The 19,163-nt window shown below is 64.0% G+C and carries 22 protein-coding genes and 1 pseudogene; 14 read left to right on the top strand and 9 right to left on the bottom strand.

Features of this window, described 5'->3' with window-relative positions; all coding sequences use genetic code 11:
- The 3 genes and pseudogenes from B4F07_RS00605 to B4F07_RS00615 all read right to left on the bottom strand — a co-directional run.
- Positions 1–240 (bottom strand): annotated as a pseudogene (locus B4F07_RS00605) (cobaltochelatase subunit CobS); the annotation flags it as partial.
- Between the two features lie 95 nt (positions 241–335).
- Entirely contained in the window at positions 336–773 is a 438-nt protein-coding gene (locus B4F07_RS00610; protein WP_293703774.1) for an ester cyclase, read from the bottom strand.
- A gap of 13 nt (positions 774–786) precedes the next feature.
- Entirely contained in the window at positions 787–1,380 is a 594-nt protein-coding gene (locus tag B4F07_RS00615; RefSeq protein WP_293703772.1) for a J domain-containing protein, read from the bottom strand.
- Between the two features lie 76 nt (positions 1,381–1,456).
- Here B4F07_RS00615 and B4F07_RS00620 point away from each other — a divergent pair, with 76 nt between their 5' ends.
- On the top strand, positions 1,457–1,738 hold the full coding sequence (locus tag B4F07_RS00620; protein WP_414711744.1) for a BolA family protein: 282 nt from the start codon (positions 1,457–1,459) through the stop codon (positions 1,736–1,738).
- On the top strand, positions 1,735–2,619 hold the full coding sequence (locus B4F07_RS00625; RefSeq protein WP_293703768.1) for a pirin family protein: 885 nt from the start codon (positions 1,735–1,737) through the stop codon (positions 2,617–2,619). The genes B4F07_RS00620 and B4F07_RS00625 overlap by 4 nt, the downstream gene beginning before the upstream one ends.
- On the opposite strand, the gene B4F07_RS00630 is transcribed toward B4F07_RS00625, so the two are convergent.
- Together B4F07_RS00630 and B4F07_RS00635 are read right to left on the bottom strand one after the other, a co-directional pair.
- Positions 2,610–3,017, bottom strand: coding sequence for a hypothetical protein (locus B4F07_RS00630; RefSeq protein ID WP_293703766.1), 408 nt, complete (start codon positions 3,015–3,017; stop codon positions 2,610–2,612). The genes B4F07_RS00625 and B4F07_RS00630 overlap by 10 nt on opposite strands.
- 231 nt (positions 3,018–3,248) lie before the next feature.
- Positions 3,249–4,166, bottom strand: coding sequence for an alpha/beta fold hydrolase (locus B4F07_RS00635; RefSeq protein ID WP_293703764.1), 918 nt, complete (start codon positions 4,164–4,166; stop codon positions 3,249–3,251).
- Positions 4,167–4,201: 35 nt separating this feature from the next.
- On the opposite strand from B4F07_RS00635, the gene B4F07_RS00640 reads away from it, so the two are divergent.
- The 4 genes from B4F07_RS00640 to B4F07_RS00655 all read left to right on the top strand — a co-directional run bounded on the left by B4F07_RS00640 (position 4,202) and on the right by B4F07_RS00655 (position 7,001).
- A complete protein-coding gene (locus B4F07_RS00640; protein WP_293703762.1) occupies positions 4,202–4,789 on the top strand; it encodes a TetR/AcrR family transcriptional regulator in 588 nt (195 codons plus the stop codon).
- Positions 4,790–4,822: 33 nt separating this feature from the next.
- Positions 4,823–5,743, top strand: a complete 921-nt coding sequence (locus B4F07_RS00645) for an alpha/beta fold hydrolase (RefSeq protein WP_293703761.1) — start codon at positions 4,823–4,825, stop codon at positions 5,741–5,743.
- A gap of 226 nt (positions 5,744–5,969) precedes the next feature.
- The gene (locus tag B4F07_RS00650) at positions 5,970–6,752 is read left to right on the top strand and encodes an AraC family transcriptional regulator (RefSeq protein ID WP_293703759.1); all 783 of its coding nucleotides are present in this window, start codon (positions 5,970–5,972) and stop codon (positions 6,750–6,752) included.
- 3 nt (positions 6,753–6,755) lie between these two features.
- Positions 6,756–7,001 carry a hypothetical protein gene (locus B4F07_RS00655; RefSeq protein ID WP_293703757.1) on the top strand — a complete coding sequence of 82 codons (246 nt, stop codon included), beginning with the start codon at positions 6,756–6,758 and terminating at the stop codon, positions 6,999–7,001.
- Between the two features lie 10 nt (positions 7,002–7,011).
- Here the strand turns inward: B4F07_RS00655 and B4F07_RS00660 are convergent, their stop codons facing one another.
- Positions 7,012–7,431 carry a hypothetical protein gene (locus B4F07_RS00660; RefSeq protein ID WP_293704340.1) on the bottom strand — a complete coding sequence of 140 codons (420 nt, stop codon included), beginning with the start codon at positions 7,429–7,431 and terminating at the stop codon, positions 7,012–7,014.
- 7 nt (positions 7,432–7,438) lie between these two features.
- Here B4F07_RS00660 and B4F07_RS00665 point away from each other — a divergent pair, with 7 nt between their 5' ends.
- Entirely contained in the window at positions 7,439–8,596 is a 1,158-nt protein-coding gene (locus B4F07_RS00665; RefSeq protein ID WP_293703753.1) for a serine hydrolase domain-containing protein, read from the top strand.
- 391 nt (positions 8,597–8,987) lie between these two features.
- Here B4F07_RS00665 and B4F07_RS00670 read toward each other — a convergent pair whose 3' ends face one another.
- A complete protein-coding gene (locus B4F07_RS00670) occupies positions 8,988–9,821 on the bottom strand; it encodes a PhzF family phenazine biosynthesis protein (RefSeq protein WP_293703751.1) in 834 nt (277 codons plus the stop codon).
- Complete coding sequence (pdxH, locus tag B4F07_RS00675; RefSeq protein ID WP_293703749.1) at positions 9,818–10,396, bottom strand: pyridoxamine 5'-phosphate oxidase; 579 nt, start codon at positions 10,394–10,396, stop codon at positions 9,818–9,820. Before pdxH ends, B4F07_RS00670 begins: the two co-directional genes overlap by 4 nt.
- A gap of 124 nt (positions 10,397–10,520) precedes the next feature.
- Between pdxH and B4F07_RS00680 the strand changes: the two genes are divergently transcribed.
- The 7 genes from B4F07_RS00680 to B4F07_RS00710 all read left to right on the top strand — a co-directional run bounded on the left by B4F07_RS00680 (position 10,521) and on the right by B4F07_RS00710 (position 18,146).
- Complete coding sequence (locus tag B4F07_RS00680; protein WP_293703747.1) at positions 10,521–11,456, top strand: DnaJ C-terminal domain-containing protein; 936 nt, start codon at positions 10,521–10,523, stop codon at positions 11,454–11,456.
- A gap of 3 nt (positions 11,457–11,459) precedes the next feature.
- Positions 11,460–12,557, top strand: coding sequence for a YihY/virulence factor BrkB family protein (locus B4F07_RS00685; RefSeq protein ID WP_293703745.1), 1,098 nt, complete (start codon positions 11,460–11,462; stop codon positions 12,555–12,557).
- The gene (fabI, locus tag B4F07_RS00690; protein WP_293703743.1) at positions 12,554–13,381 is read left to right on the top strand and encodes an enoyl-ACP reductase FabI; all 828 of its coding nucleotides are present in this window, start codon (positions 12,554–12,556) and stop codon (positions 13,379–13,381) included. The genes B4F07_RS00685 and fabI overlap by 4 nt, the downstream gene beginning before the upstream one ends.
- A 12-nt stretch (positions 13,382–13,393) precedes the next feature.
- Complete coding sequence (locus B4F07_RS00695; protein ID WP_293703741.1) at positions 13,394–13,870, top strand: endonuclease domain-containing protein; 477 nt, start codon at positions 13,394–13,396, stop codon at positions 13,868–13,870.
- Complete coding sequence (gene aroC / locus B4F07_RS00700) at positions 13,867–14,943, top strand: chorismate synthase (protein WP_293703739.1); 1,077 nt, start codon at positions 13,867–13,869, stop codon at positions 14,941–14,943. Before B4F07_RS00695 ends, aroC begins: the two co-directional genes overlap by 4 nt.
- Positions 14,944–14,953: 10 nt before the next feature.
- Positions 14,954–16,735 carry an SLC13 family permease gene (locus B4F07_RS00705; RefSeq protein WP_414711735.1) on the top strand — a complete coding sequence of 594 codons (1,782 nt, stop codon included), beginning with the start codon at positions 14,954–14,956 and terminating at the stop codon, positions 16,733–16,735.
- Positions 16,736–16,814: 79 nt separating this feature from the next.
- Entirely contained in the window at positions 16,815–18,146 is a 1,332-nt protein-coding gene (locus tag B4F07_RS00710) for a dicarboxylate/amino acid:cation symporter (RefSeq protein ID WP_293703735.1), read from the top strand.
- A gap of 7 nt (positions 18,147–18,153) precedes the next feature.
- Here the strand turns inward: B4F07_RS00710 and B4F07_RS00715 are convergent, their stop codons facing one another.
- The gene (locus B4F07_RS00715) at positions 18,154–19,023 is read right to left on the bottom strand and encodes a hypothetical protein (RefSeq protein ID WP_293703734.1); all 870 of its coding nucleotides are present in this window, start codon (positions 19,021–19,023) and stop codon (positions 18,154–18,156) included.
- Positions 19,024–19,163 lie beyond the last annotated feature (140 nt).

The following is a 19,163-nucleotide window of genomic DNA, read 5'->3' on the forward strand; positions in this document are numbered from 1 at the left end:
ATAGCCCTGCACCATGACGCGGCGGTTGAACTTGAAACCTGCGAGGATCGCGAGCGTCGTGTCGCCGTCAAAGACATAGGCGGGGTCGAGGTCGGGTACGCGCTCGTCGGCCTCGCTGAACGCTGGTACCTTCATGTCGATGTCGATCCCGAACAGCTCGCGCGCATCGACCTCGACATCGGGCGCCGCGAGAAGCGTCGAACCATGATGGTCGGGAAGGCTGTTCGGAATATCGGTCATGTCAAAGGTCCAGCAAAGCGGTCGGGAGAGAGTCGCCGTCGTCCGGCGCTTCGGCTAGCGCGGTATAGGCGTCGGTTTCAGCTTGCAACGCCTTTTCAGAGGAGGCCGAGCGCCTTCATTACCGCCGACTGGTCGTAATAGGGGCGTTCGCAGATGATCTTGTCGCTGCCCGGGGCAAATTCGAAACTCGCGGCCATGCGGATGCGAAACGCCTTGCCGGTTGGGGCGATCGTGCGCGGGCCGAGCTTCAGCGGGCCAAGGTGGGTACCGGTCAGCCAGAATTCGACGAGCACCGTGTCGGTTGCGGCGTCAGCGGCAATCGCGATGACCTCGTTCGCCTGATCGGGGAAGGGCTCGCGCGACGCGGCGAAATAGGATCGCACCGCGGCTTCGCCGTCAAACACAGTGCCGGGGCCGAGAAGTTCGTAGCGCGGATGCTCGAAGGTCGCGATGACGCCATCCCAATCGTGGGTGATTTCGAGCGCCATATGGCGGCGAACCACCTCGATCCGGGCGTCATCCAATTCGCTCATCGTTACTCTCCCTTCAGGCAAAAGCCTTGGTCTTGCGGAGCAATTGGTACGCCGCGACGACTTCACCCAGCCGCGACTCGAAACTGCGGTCGCCGCCGTTGCGGTCGGGATGGTAGCGGCGGACGAGCTCGCTGTAACGCCGCCGCAGCGCGGCGCGGTCGGCGTCGACTGCTAGGCCGAGCAATTGCATGGCGCCACGTTCCTCGCGCGTGAGCCCCGGATTGGCGGCTTCGCGCCGCGCCTCGTCCATCCGCTGACGGAACCGCGCGCCCAGCGCATCGATCGGATCCTTGAAATCGGCCCAGCGCGGCGGCAGGTCGGCGCTGCCCGCGGCGCGAAAGGCGCGGCTTTCGGTCTCCCATCCCGCGGTCGGCGACTGCGCCGCCATGATCTGGTCCGGGTTCATTCCCTCGAAGAAGTTATATCCGGCGTTGAATTCGCGGACATGGTCGAGGCACAGCCAGCGATATTGCGGTGGTCCGTCGGGCGAGCGTGTCCACGACATCGGTGCCCGAAACTCGCCGGGTTCGCGGCATCCGGGTGCGGCGCAGGGCTCGTCGCGCGGGACGCGACCGTGGAAGCGGTTGGGGCGGGGCGGCGTGGACAAAACAAGCTTTCGAGGTGCGGGGCGAGGAGAAAGGCAGGCCTTATAATTTGGTGACGGAACGCTTATGGTCAACCCCATGAGCAGCAATGGCCCCGTGCAACAAGAGATGGAAAACCTGCTCCGCGCAGCTTTTCCCGATGCCAATTTCATCGTGAGCAACGACAGCGCCAAACATCATGGCCACGCCGGTGACGACGGATCGGGGGAATCGCATTTCAGCCTGACCATCGAATGGGCGGGCTTTGCCGGCATGAATCGCGTCGCGCGCCAGCGCGCGATCAACAAGGCACTCGGCGACCTGCCGGGGCAGCGCGTTCACGCGCTGGCGATCAAGGCGAGCGCGCCGGGAGAATCATGATGGACGTTATCACCCCCTCGACCCATGATCTTGGCGCTTTTGAAGTGCGGCGGACGCTGCCCAACAAGGCGCGGACGATGGTTGGGCCGTTCATCTTTGTCGATCAGTTCGGCCCCGCGCATTTCGACATCGGCGCAGGCATGGACGTGCGCCCGCATCCGCATATCAACCTGGCGACTGTCACCTATTTGTTCGACGGCGCGATCGAGCATCGCGACAGCCTGGGGACGCTCGCGACAATCCGCCCCGGCGCTTGCAACCTGATGACCGCGGGCAGCGGCATCGTCCATTCGGAGCGCACCCCGGCCGCCGAGCGCGCGAGCGGATCGGGCATTTCGGGGATGCAGACCTGGCTCGCGCTGCCCGACGGCAAGGAAGAGATTGACGCGGCGTTCGAGCATGTCGCGAAGGACGATCTGCCGTTGGTCGAGGATGGCGGCGTTTCGGCGCGGATCATCATGGGTAGCCTATGGGGTGCAACGTCGCCGATCACCCAGCATGCCGCGACGATCTACGCCGACATCTTGATGAACGCTGGGTCCAGCATTCCGATCGAAGCCGAGGCCGACGAGCGCGCAGTGCTGGTCGCACTGGGTGACGCGAGCCTTGATGGCGAAAAGCTCGATCGCTACAGTCTCTACATATTGAAACCCGGGCAGGCGATGACGCTGCGTGCTGACAGCGACGCGCGCGTGATGCTGCTCGGCGGAGAGGCGTTCACGACCCCCCGCCATGTGTGGTGGAATTTCGTGAGCTCGTCGCGCGACCGAATCAACCAGGCGAAGCATGACTGGAAAGACGGCAAATTCCTGCTCGTTCCGGGCGATAGCGAGGAGTTTATCCCGATCCCCGAGGTTCCGAAGACCGTAAGCTACCCCTGATCGGCAAAAACGCGATCAACCGCCAACTGGCTCGCGATCCAATCGTCGTCAACGGGCAATCGTTTGGCAATAGCCGTTCCTGGCGCGACGACGCGCCAGAAGGGCGTGACGGCGTCGCGGGCGCTTCCCTCCGCCAACCGGCGGAGCGCATGTTCGGCCACTTGTCTGACAAAAATGGCCGTCGAAACCGGGCAGGTCGCATCGCTCTTGTGGCGCCGCGCCAGTTCGCGCCGCATCTGCTCGATACTTTTCGTGGCACCGGCCGGAATGCGGGCGATATAGGCGGCAACTATCTCGGGCGTCGCCACGAACAGGACGCTGCCTGCGGCGATGCCAGCGAAACGGGTTTCCAAAACGACGCGCTTCGCAACTTTTAGCTTGGCGTTGGGGCGGGGCATGGTGTTTCGTCCTGACGTTGATCGTGTTGCGCTATCATCGCCGTGGATGTTCTCAAATAATCAGACTGATAAATTTTGTTTATCAAGGGGATAAGTTAGGGCTGGTCGATCACTTGGACCTTGGCATCGTACAACTGCACAAGGTGGCAGAACGAATCAAAGCGGTCGGCTTAGGGTTGAAAAAAATTCGTCGAAACGAGCTGGCGATGCATCGTTCGCCGCTGCACAGCTTCAACCGAGCAGATCCATGGCCAATGCGGCGATCTTTTCGGGCGCCTCGATGTCGGCGAAGTGGCCGATATCTTCCCATTCGGTGTAGACCGCCTCCGGTGCATATTTTTGAACCGACTTACGATCGGTCGCGGCATGCGATTTGTCGGAAAGCCCCCAGAATATTGCTGCGGGGATGCGAACGTCGATCATCGGATCGTCGATTTCGGCGAGTTTTTGAACCTGAGAGGCCAGCGCGTAACAGCAGCTTGCCGCCTGGATTTTACGCGCCTCGTCCTGCAGGGCCGCGACAGGGGCCAAGGGGCCGGCGGCGAATGGGATCCAGAAATCGATCGTCGTCTTGACCCGGTTAAGCCGGAATCCGACTTGGCCTGCAAAGGGTTGCGCGAGGATCGCGCCGCCGAGCGCCGCGTGAATCCACTTATCCTCTGCCGCGAAATCGCCAGTCTGCCCGATGATGACGCCGGCCAGTTCGTCGCCCATGATCGTCGCGATACGCGCCGCATAGAGCCCCTGAATGCATGGTCCGACCAGCACGACGCGCGGCAGGTCGAGCGATCGCAACGCCGCGGCGATGATCTCACAACTGGCCTCAAAGCCCAACGCTTCGGCAGAAACGGGAAATGAAAAGCCGAAGCCCGGCAATTCCATGATCACAATGTTGAATCGATCTTCCAGCGCAGCGATCAGCGCGTCATAGCTCTCAATCGTTGCCGGGGCGTCGGGCAAAATCGCCAGCGTCGGTTTGTCGGCATCACGCCCAGCGATGCGATAGCGGATGAAGGACAAATTATGTTCGAACAACGCCAACCCGGGCCGCGACGCGATGGCGCGAGTGCGGAACGCGGCTTCGTCAAGGCCGGAAAAGGCCAGCGTGTCGAGGACGGCGGGATCGATGGAAGGCTGGGGGCTGGGCATGGGGCGATTCTCCTTGTATACAGATCAGTATACCTATGACGAAACGCGATGCAATATTGGTGGCCGCCGAACGGCTGTTTTCGCGCAACGGCTTTGGCCTGACCGGCGTCGACGCGCTCGCCGCGGCGGCGGGCGTGACCAAGCGTACGCTGTACAAGCAGTTCGGGTCGAAGGAGGGGTTGTTCGCCGAATGGCTGCGTGCGCGCGACCTGCGGACGCGGCGATCGTTGCTGGCGGCGATCGACGCGCGCGCCGCGGCCCCGGGCGACCGGATGCTGGCGCTGTTCGACATATTAGCCCAGTTGGCAGGCAATCCCGGCTTTCACGGCTGTCCCTTTTCGCGCGCGCTGCTTGAGTTCGGCGATGCCGCCGCCCATGAGGCCAGCCGTCAGGTCGCGGCCGCGCACAAGGCGGAGCTTGCTCGCTGGTTTACCGCCGAACTGGCGGCGGCAGGGGTGGCCGACCCACCGGCGGCGGCCGAGGAGCTGGCGCTGCTGTATGAAGGCGTGCTGCAACGCATCGCGGCGACGCGCTCGGCCGATGCAGCGCACGCCGCGCGGCGCATCTGGCAGGCGCGGCTGGCAGCCTTGGGCGTTGCGATGACGGAGCAATCCGGGCCATAGCAACGGCGCAGACCAATAGGGAGGGGACAGTTGATGACGGATTTCCGGCAGCAACGCGTGGCATTGACAACAGGAATCGAACTCGACGTCGTCGATATCGGCCCGCGCGACGCGCCGACGCTCGTCTTTCTCCACGGCTTTCCCGAATCGCATCGTACCTGGCGCTATCAGTTGCCGCACTTTGCGGATCGCTTTCGCTGCATCGCGCCCGACCAGCGCGGCTATCGCGGATCGTCGAAGCCGCAGGATGGCGCATCCTATACGCCCGACAAGTTGATCGCCGACATCTTTGCGCTCGCCGATGCGCTCGGCGTCGGCGAATTTACAATTGTCGGCCACGACTGGGGCGGGGCGATCGCATGGGGGGTGGCGCTGGGCGGCCAGCCAAACGGACTGCATCCGGCATGGTCGGGACGAGTGACCCGCGCCGTCATCGCCAACGCGCCGCACCCGGCCATCTTTCAGCGCCTACTCTTCACGAATGAACAACAGCGCGCGGCGAGTCAGTATATCAGCATCTTTCGCGATCCCGCGAGCGACCCAATCATCGAGGACCATGGCATCGCCGGCATTCTTGCCCATGCCTTTGCGGGACGCGTCCCCAGCGGCGGCATCCAGCCGCCCGACGAGATCGCCCGACTGCTGAAGGATTGGGAGGATCGTGACACCTGCCGGGCGATGATCAACTGGTACCGCGGGTCACCATCGATTGTCCCGGCGATGGATGCGCCCTATGTCGCGCCGCCCGTCCCCCCGTTTCCCAAGCTGACGATCCCCACTCTTGTGATCTGGGCGCTCGAGGACGTCGCGCTGCCGCCGTGCAATCTTGATGGAATAGTCGATCTCGTCCCCGCGGTGCGGATCGTTCATGTTCCTGATTGCGGTCATTTCGTGCCGTGGGAGGCGCCGGACGCGGTCAATGCCGCGATGGACGATTTCCTCACGACCAACTGAATTAATGCAATTTCCCATTGACCAAAAAAGTGGCGGGCGGCGTATTCGCCGCCCGCCTGGGGGGGGGCTGGTAAGACGTGTCGGGGAGACACGCAAAAGGGTCTGTCCAACGGCAGTTTTTCCCCATTTTCCGCCGTTATCCAAGGATTCTGGAGGGGCGAGTTAACCATAGGTTTGGTGCAAATGGCAGGCTTTCACATTCTCCCCAACTTGCCATATTCGTGCCATGGAATTGGGAGGACTCAGGGTCGCCTCGATCGTTGATCGCATTGAAGGGCCGTCGAGCTGGACGGTCGAACGCGACGTCCATGTCCTCTACTTGTATGAAGCCGGCAGCTACCACTGGCTCGAAACCTGGCTCGACGACCAGCGAACCTCGCTGGGAGATCCTTTGCCTGGCGAGATGTGGCTGGCGCCGGCCGGTCGCCGCTATCATGGTGAAGCAAAGGGCGGCGGCGTCCGTTACATCGAAGTTGAAATTCCCGCCGCGCGGCTGGTCGTTGCGCCCGACGCCCGCGCGCTCGCGGGGCATTATGACATGGCGCTGGCTTCGCTGGTGCGCGCTCTGGGGGCCGGCGATGCTGCGGCAGCCGATCCGTTGGTGACCGTTCTCGCCAAAACGCTGGACGGCATGGTGGTGCGTCGGGACTCGTCCGCCGTCACTCAGCGCATGAATGACCTGATGGCCTATATCCAAACCCAGCTCGAACTGTCGCTGACGGTGGAAGAGATGGCGGCGAAGGTCGGCATGTCGGTCAACAGCTTGATCGTCCATTTCGCCCGGGCGACGGGCTATACCCCGGCGCAATATATGTTGCGCCAGCGGCTGCGGCGCGCGTGCTGGTTCCTGATGAACCGCCCGCTGTCGGTGGCCGAGATCGCCTTTGCGACCGGCTTTTCCAGCCACGCCCACTTGTGCGCGATTTTTCGTCGCAAGCTGGGCATGTCGCCGGGCGAGTGGCGGCGGCGGCATGTTTCGGCTATTTTGCCGCCAGCCTGGGAGGATTAATCGATGTCGCACACCGTCATCATGCTGCTCGCCGGACTGGCGCTGCTGATCGTGCTCCGCCTGACGATCCGCGATGCGGCGCGGGCGACGCGGATGTTCCTCATCTTGTGGCTTGTCATCTCGATCGCCAATCTGCTCGTCGGGGCGCTGTATGCCGGTTACGGCTGGGCCGAGGAGGCGGGGATCTGGCTGTTGGTTTTCGGCGCCCCGGCAGCGGTTGCTCTGTTGGCCCGGCGGATCGCGCCTTAGGGTCAGGTCCCTAGTTTTCGGGCCGCAGCAAACAGCCGCTCGCCCCCGCATAACGCGCGCTGCGCGACGCCAGCAGCGGCACGCTGCCGGTCACCGTTTTCGTCGCGGGATCTTCACTCAGCGATACCATCTCCATCCCGGGTTCGAAATCGCTCTGACAGCTCTCCAGGCTGCGCCCCTGAACATAGCGGCACGAACAGCCGACGCGCGCCGCATAGGCCGAGCCGAGTTCGGCCTGCGCCTCGAACGAAGGGAATTTCCAGACGGCAAACACCGCAAACAGCACTGCCAGCCCCAGTATCCATGGCAGGCCCCCGCCCCAGCGGCTGGGTTTTTTGCGCCGACGCGGCGGTGGCGCCGGGGCGATCGGCGGCGGCGCGACGGCGGGATTTTCGCCCGTTGAAGGACCGGTCGGGTTGGTGCTAGTCACTCATCCCATGATCACGAAAAAACGGCTGCTGGCAAGTGCCGCTCTCGCGATGCTCGGCGCCTTGTCGCTGGTACAGGCGGCCGGGCAGGGCAATATGGCGCCCGCGTCGCCCGCGCCCAAATTCGGGGCCTCGCTGGATGGCGTCGCGGTTTCCGATATCCCGCAATCGCTTCCTGCGCTGCCCGCCGCGATAAAAGCACGCGCCGATGCCCTGTTCGTCCATGCGGAGGATGTCGGCGAGACGCGGGCGCTGTTTATCCTGCGCGACGGTGAACCGATCTACGAACGTTATGGTGCCGGCTTCGGTCCCGACTCGAAGCTCATCAGCTGGTCGATGGCAAAAAGCATCACGGCGGTCCTGACCGGATTTCTGGTCGCCGACGGCCAATTGGCGCTCGACGGACCGGCGCCGGTGGCGGCGTGGCAGCGCAGCGGCGATCCGCGCGGCGCGATTACCCTCAAAAATCTTCTGCATATGTCGGCCGGGCTCGAGCATGTCGAAAATGGCGATCCGGTGTGGGAGGGTGATACGGTCGATATGCTCTTTGGTCCCGGCGCCCCCGACATGGCGGGGTTTGCCGAAGCCAAGCCCGCGGCGGCGCAACCCGGCGAAGTTTTCAACTATAGCTCGGCAACCAGCGTTATCCTGTCCGACATCATCGCCGACACGCTGACGCCTTCGCAAAACCCCGCGGCGCGCCGCGATGCGATGCGCGAATTCATCGCGGGTCGCTTGGCGGAGCCGTTGGGCATGACCAGCCTGACCCCCGAATTCGACGCGAGCGGCACGATGATCGGCGGATCGATCATGCACGCGACCGCACGCGACTATGCTCGCTTTGGCGAGTTCCTGCGCAACCATGGCGTCGTGAACGGCCAGCGGCTGCTGCCCGAAACTTGGATGGACTTCATGCTGAGCCCATCGGCCAACGATCGCGGCTATGGCGGGCATATCTGGCTCAACCGCAAGCGTCCGGCGGGCGCGCAGCCCGCACTATGGCCCGACCGCGGTCCCAACGACCTGTTCGCCTGCATCGGCCACCAGGGGCAATATATCATCGTCTCGCCGTCGCAGCGGGTTACGATCGTCCGGCTGGGCGTGACCAAAAGCGACCAGTTTCCGGCGCTGCGCCGCCATCTGGCCGATCTGACGGCGGCGCTTTGACCGGATCGGGCTGCGCCTTGCGCCGCGCATAGATCGCCCAAAGTTCAGGAAAGTTCAGCCCTATGCGCCGCCAATTTGAGCCTCGCGAGGCGCTGGACGAGCGCGCCGTGCGAAAGACGGCAGTGAGCGCTTTATCCACCACATGAAGGAGCCTGAGTGAATGCTGGCATAGCGGAACATTGTGGGAAAGGCTTATTTGAGGGGCGTCGGTTTTTTGGGGTGGATTCGAGATGTTCCCCTTCCTTCCAGGGAGGGGTTAGGGGTGTGTGCGAGCGCTAGCGAGCTGAGGCAGAGCGCCGCCTTCGGCGGCTACCCACTCCCGACCCCTCCCTAAAAGGGAGGGGAGAAGAAGCGTCCGCTACCTGCCGAAAAGCCGACCGAAGTGCCTGCCCTACAGCAGGAAATCGCCGACCAGCGTCGTGACGCAGGTTCCGGTCAGCTCGACCATCTCGCCATCGAGGCGGCAACCGACATGGCCGCCGCGCGCACTCGCCTGATACGCCGCGAAGCTATCGCGCCCCAACCGCGCCGCCCAATAGGGGGTCAGCACGCTGTGCGCCGACCCGGTGACCGGATCCTCGTCGATGCCCGCGCCGGGAGCAAAAGCGCGGCTGATCACATCGGCGCCCGACGGGTCGCCGGCGCCGGGCGCAGTCGCGATATAGAGCACATCGCCGCCATCCTTGAGGGCGCGAAAATCGGGCGCCAGCGCGCGCACGCTCGCCGCATCGCGATAGGCGATGATCGCATAGCCGCCGGGGTGCCATTGTGTCTCGACCGGATCGCCGCCGAGGGCGCGGACGACTTCGGGCATCGCTTTCGGCGCGGGCGGATAAGCGGGCAATGCCATGCGATAACCCGCGTTCTCGTCCTCTTCTCCATTGATGCGCGTTACCTGCAATATGCCCGCCTTGCGGGTGCGAAAGCGCATTTCCTGACGCCATGGCGCCGCCGACAGCAGTACATGCCCGCTGGCGAGCGTCGCATGGCCGCACAGCGCGACCTCGACCGTCGGAGTGAACCAGCGCAGCTCATAATCTGCCTCGCCGCTCTCGTCGGGGATCAGGAACGCGGTTTCGGCGAGGTTGTTTTCGGCCGCGATCGCCTGCAACACGCCATCGCTCAACCATTCTTCGAGCGGCATCACCGCCGCGGGGTTGCCGGTAAACGGCCGGCTGGCAAAGGCGTCGACCTGGCTGATCGGCAGGCGCCGCGCCGCGCTCATGGGTAAAGCATCCCGCTCGACCAGCCGTTGCCGGTGCGGGTGTAAACGGTGCGTTCGTGCAACCGGTGCGCGCGGTCTTGCCAGAACTCAATCGCCGATGGCGTCACGCGCCACCCCGACCAGCGCGGCGGTCGCGGCACATCCTGTCCCTCGAACCGCGCCTGCATGGCGGCAAAGCGCGCCTCGAACGTCGCGCGATCGGCGAGCGGGCGCGACTGGTCGCTCGCCCAGGCACCGAGCTGGCTGTCGCGGCCGCGCGTCGCGAAATAGGCGTCGGCGGTCGCGTCATCGACGGGCGCCACTGGCCCTTCGATGCGGATCTGCCGCCGCAGTGATTTCCAGTGGAACAGCAGTGCGACGTGTGGATTTTTCGCCAGTTCGTCGCCCTTCCGGCTGTCGAGATTGGTGTAAAACACAAACCCGTCCGGCCCATGCCCCTTCAGCAGTACCATCCGCAGCGACGGATGCCCGTCGGGCGTCGTCGTCGCCAGCGCCATCGCGTTGGCGTCGTTGGGTTCGCTCGCCCGCGCCTCGGCAAACCAATCGTCGAACAGGGCAAAGGGACTGTCGGTCATATGTGCGGTCATACTGCGGCGCGGGCGGACGTCAAAGGCGGAACTTGATCCTTTGGCACCCCATAACCACATCACATGCAATCAGTCCTTCCCGGCCAATCCCTTATCGGGCTACAGGAACAAAATGGCAGATCCCTATTCCACCCTGGGCGTCGCAAAGGGCGCGAGCGAAGCGGAAATCAAATCCGCCTATCGCAAGCTCGCCAAGCAATTGCACCCCGACAAGAACAAGGACAACCCGAAGGCGTCGGAGAAATTCTCCGAAGTCACGCGGGCTTACGATATTCTTTCGGATAAAACCAAGCGCGCGCAGTTCGATCGCGGCGAGATCGACGGCGACGGCAATCCGGCGATGCCCTTCGGCTATGGCGGCGGCGGCGGGTTTCGCGGCGATCAGCGCAGCGGACCCGGCGGCTTCAGCGGGTTCGGCAATGAGGGCGCCGATTTCGGCGATATTTTCGAAGGCCTGTTCGGGCGCGGCGGCGGCGCCGCGGCGGGTGGCGGGTTCGGCAGCTTCGGCGGGCGCAGCGCACCACCGCCAAAAGGCGCCAATGTTGCTTATCGGCTGTCGGTGTCGTTCATTGATGCCGCTACGCAGGCGCCGCAGCGGATCACGCTGGCCGATGGCAGCACGATCGACCTGAAGCTGCCCGCCGGGGTCGAAACCGGCACCCAGATGCGGCTGGCCGGCAAGGGCCAGCCGGGGCCGGGCGGCAATGGCGACGGGATCGTCACGATCATGGTCAAGGACCATCCTTTTTTCGAACGCGACGGCGCCAACATCCGGCTCGACTTGCCGGTGACGCTCGACGAGGCCGTCAAGGGCGCGAAGGTCAAGGTGCCGACGGTCGATGGGCCGGTCATGCTGTCGATCCCCGCCGGATCAACGTCGGGCAAGGTGATGCGGCTGAAAGGCAAGGGCTTTAGCCAGAAGAGCGGCGGCCGCGGTGACCAGCTGGTTCGGCTGATGGTTGATTTGCCTGCCGACCCTGATGAATTGCTGTCCTTGCTCGGCGATTGGACCGACTCGCGCGCGGTGCGGGCCGACTTGGGCGTCTGATGCGTGGCTGACGCCACCCCCAAAGGCCGGACGGCCGCCGAGGCTGCCGCCATCGACGAGCTGGCACGCCGGGTTGCCAACGAAGTCGATCAGGAATTTCTGGCGGGTGGCCATTCGCCGCACTCGCCCGAAGCGCGTGCCGAGCGTGCCAAGCGGTTCCAGCTACGCGCCCGCGCGCAGGGGTTGATCCATCGCGGCCGCGAAACGCTGGGGCCGGGAACCCGGGCGTTCAAAATCGTTCGCCGCGTCGTCGTCGGCACCTATACCGACGGCTTTATCCACGCAGGTAATCTGGCCTATCTGGCGCTGATCGCGCTCTTTCCTTTCTTCATTCTGCTCGCCGCGGCTTTCTCGCTGCTCGGTGGCAGCGTCGGCGGCGAAGCGGCGATCGAGGCGGTGTTTTCGGCCATGCCGCCAACGGTCGCCAACGCGCTGTCGGGCCCGATCCGCGAAGTCATGACAGCGCGCACCGGCATCTTCCTGTGGCTCGGCGCGCTCGTGGCGCTGTGGACGGTGGGCAGCCTGATCGAAACCGTGCGCGACATCCTGCGCCGCGCCTATGGCACCCATTTCAGCAAGGGTTTTTTCCATTACCGACTGCTGTCGATCGGTATCATCACCGGCGCCGTTGTACTGATGCTGCTGTCGTTCAGCATGCAGGTGCTGATCGTCGGCATCGAACAATTTGTCACCCGCGTGCTGCCCGAACAGTTTCAGTCGTGGGGGGTGGTCGCGATCTCGCGCGGGGTATCGGGGCTCGGCCTGTTCCTGGCGATCTATATGCTGTTCTATTCGCTCACCCCGTCCAAATATCGCACCCGCAATTTCCCCAAATGGCCGGGCGCGTTGTTCACCACTTTGTGGTGGATTGGCGTCACCCTCGCGCTGCCGCCGCTGCTCGCCAGCCTGCTCAGCTATGACGCAACCTACGGCAGCCTCGCGGGTGTGATGGTCGCGCTGTTCTTTTTCTATCTCGTCGGATTGGGTATGGTGATGGGCGCCGAACTCAATGCCGCGCTCGTCGAGGTTGAGGATTTGGGCCACGACGCTATTGGGCGCATCGACGATGTGATGATTGAGAAGGCCGGAGACGCAAAATGACGGGTTTAATGCAGGGCAAGCGCGGGCTGATCATGGGTCTCGCCAACGACAAGTCGCTCGCCTGGGGCATTGCCAAGGCGCTGAGCGCGCATGGCGCCGAACTGGCGATTTCCTATCAGGGCGACGTGATGCTGAAGCGGGTGAAGCCGCTGGCCGACGAGCTTGGCTGCGACCTGCTGATCGACTGCGACGTGGCGGATATGGACAATCTCGACGCCGCGTTCGCGACGCTCGCCGCGCGCTGGCCGACGATCGACTTTGTCGTCCATGCGATCGGTTATACGAACAAGGAGGCGCTGCGCGGCCATTATGCCGATGTGACGCTCGACGATTTCCTGATGACGATGAACATCAGCGTGTACAGCTTTACCGCGGTCGCCAAACGTGCGGTCGCGATGATGCCGCCGCTCGATCCCGAAACGGGCAAGGGTGGCGGGTCGCTGCTGACCCTCAGCTATTATGGCGCCGAAAAGGTGATCCCGCATTACAATGTCATGGGCGTGGCGAAATCGGCGCTGGAAACCAGCGTCAAATATCTCGCCAATGATTACGGCCCGCAGGGGGTGCGCGTGAACGCGATTTCGGCGGGGCCGATCAAGACCCTCGCCGCGTCGGGCATCGGCGATTTCCGCCTCATTCTGAAATGGAACGAGCATAATGCGCCGCTGCGTCGCAATGTGACCATCGACGATGTCGGCGGTTCGGCGCTGTACCTGCTCAGCGATCTGGCGTCGGGCGTGACGGGTGAGACGCATCATGTCGATGCGGGATACCACACCGTGGGCATGAAGCAGGAAGACGCGCCGGATATTGCGCTTGTCTAGAACCCTCTCCCCTTGGGGGAGAGGGAGGGGCCCGTCGCGAAGCGATGGGAGGGTGAGGGTCTGACCAAGAGCCGCTTCACGGCCGATGATGGTACAGTTGATCGCGCACGCCGTCTGCGGCGCGACGCGACACCTGCTGAAAAGAAGCTTTGGTCAGTTCTTCGCGGCGCCGGGCTTGGTGGCTTCAAGTTTCGCCGCCAGCAACGGCTCGGCCCTTTTATCGCCGACTTCGCCTGTCAATCGGCGCGACTGGTGATAGAGGTCGATGGTGATAGCCATGCGGCGCAAATCGACTATGACGCGCGGCGAACGGACTTTCTGGCGCGAGAGGGATATCGGGTGCTGCGTTTCACGAACCGTGAGGTGATGAGCAATCTGGACGGCGTGTGCCGAATGATTGAGGCTGCGCTTGCGGACAGTCCCTCACCCTCCCACGCGACTGCGCCGCGCGGGCCCCTCCCTCTCCCCCAAGGGGAGAGGGGACTATGAGTTTCAACAGCTTCGGACGCGTTCTTCGCTTCACGACCTGGGGGGAAAGCCACGGTCCTGCGCTGGGCGCCGTCGTCGATGGCTGCCCGCCGCGGCTGTCGTTGTCCGAGGCCGACATCCAGCCCTTCCTTGACAAGCGCCGCCCCGGCCAGTCGCGCCATACGACGCAGCGGCAGGAACCCGATCAGGTGCGTATCCTGTCGGGGGTGTTCGAGGGCAAGACGACCGGCACCCCGATCAGCCTGATGATCGACAATGTCGACCAGCGCTCGAAGGATTATGGCGACATCGCGCAGGCCTATCGCCCCGGCCATGCCGACTACAGCTATGACGCCAAATATGGCATTCGCGATTATCGCGGCGGCGGCCGGTCGAGCGCGCGCGAGACCGCGGCGCGCGTGGCCGCGGGCGGCGTTGCGCGGCTGGTGATCCCCGAGGTACAGATCCACGCGTGGGTCGCCGAAATCGGCGGCGATGCGATCGATCCTGCGAACTTTGACCTTGAAGAGATTGATCGCAATCCCTTTTTCTGTCCAGATCCCGCCGCCGCGCAGCGCTGGGAAGGCTTGATGGATGCGGCGCGAAAAGCGGGCAGCTCGCTCGGCGCGGTCATCGAATGTGCGGCGAGCGGCGTTCCCGCAGGCTGGGGCGCGCCGATCTATGCCAAGCTCGACAGCGACCTGGCCGCCGCGATGATGGGGATCAATGCGGTGAAGGGCGTCGAAATCGGCGCGGGCTTTCAAGCGGCACGGCTGCGCGGCGAGGAAAATGCCGATCCCATGCGCCCGGCGACCGATGGCAGCAACCGCCCCGATTTCCTGTCGAACAATGCGGGCGGTATCGCGGGCGGCATTTCGACCGGCCAGCCTGTAGTCGTCCGTGTCGCGTTCAAGCCGACGAGTTCGATCCTGACCCCGGTGCCGACGATCAACAAGACGGGCGAGGCCGCCGACATCGTGACCAAGGGCCGCCACGATCCGTGCGTCGGCATCCGCGGCGCCCCGGTGGTCGAGGCGATGATGGCGCTCGTGCTCGCCGATCACAAGCTGCTCCACCGCGCGCAGTGCGGCTGATCCGACGGTGATCGAGGTTATTCAGGCTTTTATCGAAGCGCATCAGGCGGTCATTTCCCTGATCATTCTGGCCGGCATTTTTGTCGGTTTCCTGCTGGAACGCCTGCCTGCGACGGTGATCGCCGTTGTCGGCGCGTGCGTCTATCTGGCGCTGGGCATCCTCGATTCCGATGCCATGTATTCGGTGTTTTCGAACTCGGCGCCGATCGTCATCGGGGCGATGTTCGTGCTGTCGGGGGCGCTGATCCGCACCGGGGTGATCCAACGCGTCGCCGACACCATCATGAAACGGGCCGAAAAGCATCCGCGCCTTGCGATCGTCGAGGTGCTGGTGGGGGCGCTGATCGCCTCGGCGTTCCTGAACAACACGCCGGTCGTCGTGGTGCTGGTGCCGATCATGCTGAAACTGGCCGAAGTGACGGGGGTCAGCGCCAAAAAGCTGCTGATGCCGCTGTCGATCGTCGCGGTGCTCGGCGGAACGCTGACCCTGATCGGCACTTCGACCAACCTCGTCGTCGACGGCATCGTCCGCGATGCGGGTATGGAGCGGTTCGGCATTTTCGAGATTACCCCGATCGGCCTGGTCACCGCCGCGTCGGGGATGATCGGATTGGCGCTGATGTGGTGGCTGCTTCCGGCAGATAGTCCGATCAAGGGACCGGCCGGGACGCATGACGCGCACCAATATCTTTCCGAACTTGTGCTGGACGAAGAGGACGACCTTGTTGGCATGACGGTCGAGGCGTTTCGCGACCTGCCCCGCACGGGGCGGATCGTCGGCATTCGGCGCGCGTCGGCGGTGGTCCGCGGCGCCGAACTGGAGAACTGGATTCTCGCCCCCGGCGACCGCCTGATCGTTCGCGTCGATGGCGCGACGTTGATGACCTGGCGCGAGCAAGGGCGATTTAGGCTCGGAATCGGCAGCGGCGAGCCGGCCGAGGGTGACATGGTGGTCGAAACGATGGTCGCATCGAACCATCCCGCGATCGGCCAGCGGCTGATCGACATTCCCTTTCTGCAAAAGATCCGCGCCCGCATCATCGGCCTCGACCGCCCGGCGCACCAACCCGGCCCTGACCTTGCCAGCGTCCGCATCCGCCCCGCCGACCGGCTGTTGGTTGCGGGCGGCCCCGACGAGGTGGAGGCACTGCGCGACAATCCGCACCTGATCGGCGCTGATCTGGCGAAAGTCCGGGCGTTTCGCCGCGGCAAGGCTTGGATCGCGATCGTCTGTATGCTCGGCGTCGTCACGCTGGCGGCGCTGAATGTGCTGACCATCGGCGTCGCGGCGATCATCGCGATCGGGGTGATCCTGATCACGCGCTGCATCGACAGCGAAGAGGCGTGGGGGACGATCGACGGTGACGTGCTGATCCTGATCTTCGCGATGCTCGCCGTCGGCTTGGCGCTGGAAAACAGCGGCGCGGTCGCGATGATGGTCGGGTGGGTCAAACCTTCGCTCGCCGATGCGCCGGCCTGGGTGCTGGTCTTCGGTATCTATTTCTTCGCGCTGATCCTGTCCGAACTGCTCAGCAACAATGCCGTGGCGGCGTTGATGACGCCGGTGACGCTGGCGATCGCGTCCGAACTGGGGGTCGATCCGCGCCCGCTGGTCATCGCGCTGATGATTGGCGCCTCGGCGTGTTTCGCGACCCCGATCGGCTATCAGACCAATACGATCGTTTATGCCGCGGGCGATTATCGCTTCATCGATTTCGTCAAAATCGGCGTGCCGCTCAATATCATCACCGGGGTTTCGACCTGTTTGGCCATCGTCTTTTTCATGACCTGAGGCGGGAGCGCCGGTTGCGCGCATTTGGGGCGGTCGCTAGGGTCAAGGTTTGAACGGTCGCGACAAGGGGAAGATAAAGATGGCCGACACAACGATGGTGGCGCCCGTCGCGTTGAGCGAGGATGCGCGAGCCAAGCGCCTGCAATGGCGGATGCTGATCGGCTTTGTCGGCGGTCTGCTGGCCGGGCTGGCGGCGCATTATGGCGCCGCGGGGCAGCCGTGGGTGGCAGAGGTTATCTTCTATCTCGGCAAGGTCGGCGATATTTTCCTGCGCCTGTTGTTCATGCTCGTCATCCCGCTTCTGGTCTCTGCGTTGATCGTGGGGGTTGCCGAAATGGGCGAAATGCGGGCGCTCAAGACCGTCGGGCTGCGAACGCTCATCTACACGGTCGTTGTTTCGTCGATTGCGGTCGCGATCAGCCTGCTGGTGGTCAACCTGTTGCAGCCGGGGGCGGGCGTCGATCCCGCGCTGGCGCAATCGCTGATCGCCGACGGCGCTGAACGCGCGGGCAGTATCATTCAATCCAGCCGTGAGGCAAAGGCGGGTGCGGACGCGATCGTCGCGATCGTCCCGAGCAATTTTTTCCTCGCGATGAGCGAGAATGATGTGCTGGCCGTCATGTTCTTCGCGCTGTTTTTCGGCATCGGCCTGATGATGGTACAGACACCGCAGTCACAGGCGTTGAAAGCCGCGATCGAGGGTGTGTTCGAAGTCGCGATGAAGCTGATCGGGCTGGTCATCCAGCTCGCTCCGATCGCCATTTTCTGTTTCATGTTCAATCTGGGGGCGCAGTTCGGGGTTGACCTGCTCGTCCGTTTGTCGGCGTTTGTCGGGGTCGTGCTGCTTGCGCTCGGGATCCAGATGTTCATCGTTTTCCCGATATTGCTGAAAACACTCGCCAAGAAATCGCCGGTCGAATTTTTCAAGCAGACGCAAGAGGCCTTTGTCATGGCCTTCTCCACCGCATCGTCTAACGCGACGCTGCCGACCGCGCTGCGTGTCGCGCGTGACCGGCTGCACCTGCCCGACCGCGTGGCGCGCTTTGTGCTGACCATCGGCGCGACAGCCAACCAGAATGGCACCGCGATGTTCGAGGGCGTGACGGTGATTTTCCTGGCGCAGTTTTTTGGCGTCGACCTGACGCTCCAGCAGCAGATCATGGTGATGGCGGTCTGCATTTTGGGCGGCATCGGTACCGCTGGCGTTCCGGCGGGGTCGCTGCCGGTCATTGCCCTGATCCTGGCGATGGTCGGGGTACCGCCGGCCGGTATCGGGCTGGTGCTCGGCGTCGATCGTTTTCTTGATATGTGCCGCACCACGCTCAACGTCATCGGCGATCTGGTGGCCGCCACGGTTGTGTCTGCGGGGGTGAAAGACGAACCGACGGCGGCGGATCAGGCCGCCGCCTGATCCGTCATCATTCCGGCTGACCAGCGCTGAAACGGCGCCCGCCGCTGACGCGCTCGGTTGGCGCCGGGGGCGGCGCGGACTGGACGGGCGGCGCCTGTCGCGCTGCGGGAGGCTGACGAACAGCGGGCGCAGGACGATCGGCGCGCGGCGCGCGTTCGGGCATTGCCGACGGCGCGGATCGCGGGATGCGACGGATTTCGGTGCCCGTACGCGGCGGGGCCGTGTCGCTGCGCGGCAACCACCCCGACGGACGATCGGTACGCGGTCGGTCGGTACGCGGGCGACCATCTGCACCGTCCCCCTGCGGGACCGGACGCGGACGCGCCGTGCCCCAATCGGGTCGCCCGGGCCGCCCAGGGCGTTCGGGGTTGGCATTGACCGGCGGCGTAGCGGTCGCATCGTCGCCGCGGCCGCGACCCGGACGCGTGCCGCGCGGGCCGGCATTGTCGCGATCGCCGCGGTTCCAGCCGCCGGGGCGGCCCGGCTGGCCGTGGCCGCGGCTGCCATGGTGCTTCCACCACGCGCGCCGCCCGCCCCAATAGTTCAGATATTGATCGCGTAGCGGGTAGCGGTTGCGATAGCGGTCAAACATCCACGTGCCATAGCCGGGATAATAATAATCGTCGTACCAGCCGCCGCCGAACCCGATGTTGATGAAGCCGCTGCCATAATCGGACGCGTCATAGCAATCATAACCATAGCCATCGTCATAGGCGTAGCCGTCATAGTCATAATAGGCGTTGCCATAACGAGCGGCGCAATCGCCGCCGGAGGCATAGCTCGCGCCATAGACGCCGCCGCCATAGCAACCGCCGAGCAGCGTCGTCGCGATTGCTCCCAGCGCGATGGAAAGCGGGCGTTTATAATTGGTGGGCATCAAGCCAATCCTTTGTCGGGTCCGTGCGGACCGGTCATCTTGGCTAGCAAGCTGTCCGAGTCGAGTTGAATTTGCGGTGAATAGCGTTCGAAGAGTGACGCAGCGTTACTTGCATCAGTGTCAGTAGTGCGTTACGCTGG

It is taken from the genome of Sphingopyxis sp. UBA6723 (genome assembly GCF_002454115.1).
GTDB lineage: Bacteria > Pseudomonadota > Alphaproteobacteria > Sphingomonadales > Sphingomonadaceae > Sphingopyxis.